Annotated in this window: 3 protein-coding genes and 1 pseudogene; 2 read left to right on the top strand and 2 right to left on the bottom strand. The window is 62.2% G+C overall.

What is annotated here, in order from left to right; genetic code table 11:
* Positions 1 to 1,065, top strand: a 1,065-nt coding sequence (locus tag AC1DWI_RS17380) for a beta-ketoacyl-[acyl-carrier-protein] synthase family protein (RefSeq protein ID WP_477725300.1), incomplete at its 5' end; no start/stop codon positions are given.
* Between the two features lie 83 nt (positions 1,066 to 1,148).
* On the opposite strand, the gene rfaE2 is transcribed toward AC1DWI_RS17380, so the two are convergent.
* Complete coding sequence (gene rfaE2 / locus AC1DWI_RS17385; RefSeq protein ID WP_477725301.1) at positions 1,149 to 1,655, bottom strand: D-glycero-beta-D-manno-heptose 1-phosphate adenylyltransferase; 507 nt, start codon at positions 1,653 to 1,655, stop codon at positions 1,149 to 1,151.
* A gap of 77 nt (positions 1,656 to 1,732) precedes the next feature.
* Complete coding sequence (locus tag AC1DWI_RS17390) at positions 1,733 to 2,602, bottom strand: ferritin family protein (RefSeq protein ID WP_477725302.1); 870 nt, start codon at positions 2,600 to 2,602, stop codon at positions 1,733 to 1,735.
* Between the two features lie 416 nt (positions 2,603 to 3,018).
* Here AC1DWI_RS17390 and AC1DWI_RS17395 point away from each other — a divergent pair.
* Positions 3,019 to 3,245 (top strand): annotated as a pseudogene (locus AC1DWI_RS17395) (glutathione peroxidase); the annotation flags it as partial.

The following is a 3,245-nucleotide window of genomic DNA, read 5'->3' on the forward strand; positions in this document are numbered from 1 at the left end:
GACCAGCATTTCCCCCGCGCCCGTCTCCTGACCATGGACCGGGTCAGCCAGCTCGCGGTGGTGGCTGGCCGCGAAGCCATGGCGCAGGCTGGATGGGGCCCTGAGGGTGGCTTCGCACCCGAGCGTTTCGGCGTCTCGCTGGGCACAGGCAGCGGCGGCGCAGGATCCACGGATGTGGCTTACACGGCATTGCTGGAGCAAAAAGTGGCGCGGCTGCGCCCCATGACGGTCGTGCTGGCCATGCACAACGCCATTGCCGCCCATGTGTCCATGGAGTTCGGGCTGAAGGGCCCCAGCAGCACGGTTTCCAATGCCTGCGCATCGTCGGCCACCTCCATTGGAGAAGCTTTCCGGCAGATCCGCCACGGTTATGCAGACGCCATGCTGGCCGGGGGTTCCGAGGCATTGCTGAACCGCGGCACCATCAAGGCCTGGCAAGCCATGCACACGCTGGCCAAGCCCCATGCCGACGGCACCGAAACCTCGTGCCGTCCATTTTCGGTTGACCGCTCCGGTCTGGTGCTGGCCGAAGGCGCCGCCATGTTGGTCCTGGAAGAATGGGAAAGCGCCAAACGGCGCGGCGCCAATATCCTGGCCGAACTTTGCGGCTACGCATCCACCACCGACGCCCATCACCTGACGCAGCCCGACGCCCAGGGGCAATCACTCGCCATGACGCTGGCGCTGAAAGACGCGGGACTGCAGGCCGCCGACATCGGTTACCTCAATGCCCACGGAACCGCCACCGATGTCGGTGATGTCATCGAAACCAGCGCCATCAAGCTGGCCTTCAAGGACCTGGCCGGGCGCCTGCCCATCAGCTCCAGCAAAGGGGTGCACGGGCACGCCATGGGCGCTGCGGGGGCGATGGAATTCATTGCGAGTGTGATGGCACTGCGCGCGGGGCAACTGCCGCCAACGGCCTTCCTGGTGAACCCAGACCCGCGTTGTGACCTGGACTACATACCGCTGGCGGCACGCGATGCCAAGGGCCTGCGCGCGGTGATGTCCAACTCGTTTGCCTTTGGCGGCTCCAACGCCGTGCTGGTGGCGAAGTCCGCCTGAGGGCGACCACCCTCCGAAGAAAAGCCGGCCGGGCTCCCCCAATACCCAATACCCAATACCCAATACCGGCGGATATCAGTGGATCAACTCGCAGCGCGGATTTTTTTCACCAGGGCCGTCGTCGAATAGCCATCCACAAACGGGATCGCCCGGGCGCTGCCGCCATACGCCTTGACCACCGCGGTCTCTGYCAGCTTGTCCATGTCGTAGTCTCCGCCCTTCACCAGCAGATCCGGCTGGAGCTCACGGATCAGCTCCAGCGGCGTGTCTTCGTCAAACCAGGTGACCAGGCTCACCGACTCCAGCGCAGCCATCATGGCGGCGCGGTCGTGWTCGTTGTTGAGCGGCCGGTCAGGGCCCTTGCCCAGCCGCCGTGCCGAGGCATCGGTGTTCAGCGCCACCACCAGGCTTGCGCCCAGCGCGCGTGCGTCGGCCAGGTAGGTGGCATGCCCGCGGTGCAAGACATCAAACACCCCATTGGTAAAGACAATGGGATGTGGCATTGAAGCAAGCCGCTGCCGCGCTTCTTCGCGGGGGACTATTTTTTGCAGGAAGTGGGTAGAGGAGGGGGTAGGGGGCTCGCTGGGCATCCCGCCACTTTAACGGAAGGCCCGGGTTACCACCCGGCTTCTGCCGCCCGAGGCACCCGGCCAGCGGACGTCGTGCATCAGGCGCCGGCAGGTGCCGGCTTGGCGGCGATGGACTCCGCCAGTTCCTTGGCAATTTCCTTGCGGTAGCGGTTCAGTTCCTGCACGGTCTTGAAGCTCTGGTTCAACAGCAGRCTCAGGTTGTGCAGGATGCGTTCGACCACCTTGCCCTCCCACACCGCGTCAAACTTGATCTGCGTGTCGAGCCAGTGCTCCAGCCACTCGGGGTTGGGCAGGCGGCTCTGGATGGTGTCGCGCGGAAAAAGGCTTTTGTTCACATGCAGGTTGGTCGGGTGCAGCGCCTGGGCGGTACGGCGTGCGCTGGCCATCAGCACGCCCACCTTGGTGAAGGCGGACTTGGCTTCATTGCCGAAGTTGTTGATGGCGCGCTTCATGTAGCGCAGGTAAGCGCCACCATGGCGGGCTTCGTCCTGGCTCAGCTGGGTATAAATCTGCTTGATGACAGGTTCGGTATGCCATTCGCTGGCGCGGCGGTACCAGTGGTTCAGGCGGATCTCGCCGCAGAAATGCAGCATCAGCGTTTCCAGCGCGGGTGCGGGTTCGAACTCGAAACGCACTTCGTGCAATTCTTTTTCCGTGGGAGCGAGGTCCGGGCGGAAGCGCTTGAGGTATTCCATCAACACCAGCGAGTGTTTTTGCTCTTCAAAAAACCAGATGGACATGAAGGCCGAGAAATCGCTGTCGTCCTTGTTGTCGCGCAGGAACATTTCCGTGGCGGGCAGCGCAGACCAGTCCGTGATGGCATTCATCTTGATGGTCTGGGCCTGCTCGTCGGTCAGCTTGGACGCGTCAAAACTTGCCCATGGAATGTCCTTGTCCATGTCCCAGCGGACGGATTCAAGTTGTTTGAACAGTTCGGGATAAAGCATGAGAACTCCTTCGCAAGGGATATGCAGATATATCTGCCTCGGATGTCCTGCGGGAGCATCCTGGGTACTTGTAACGATTTTAGGCGGCTAATGTGACAACGGGCGACTTATGCGCTATTTACCGGCAAATCAGGGTAATTCGGACCCCATTCCGGCGTGTTGGACCACACAAGTGCTCTTTTTCGGACTGCATTGTGCCAAATAAAGCCATGCAGACCCTGGATAGTCCGGGGCTGAATTCCCGCTGAATCCATTCACCGCGATACGGGCGTATCGTCAGGGCATGTTGTGAAACATGTATGACAGCGCCAGAATAAACCTGAATCAGCCCGATCACCAGCCCGCGAGTTTAGCCAATGACCGCCACTGCCATCTCTTGCGCCCCCCGCCGGGCGGCCCAGTTCCTTTTGCTGATCATGCTGGCTGCCCCTGCGCTGCTGGCCTCCGGCGGCGCGCTGGCAGCGCCACCGGCACCTGCCGTAGCGTCCGCCGGCCCCGCACCGGCAACCTGCCCCGCGCTGCTGCAGCAGACGTTTTTACGGTTGCAAGACGAAAGGCCGCAGACGCTCTGCCAATACAGCGGACAAGTGGTGGTCGTGGTCAACACTGCCAGCTTCTGCGGCTTTACCCCGCAGTACCAGGG

This window comes from Polaromonas sp. P3_C2 (assembly GCF_056402675.1).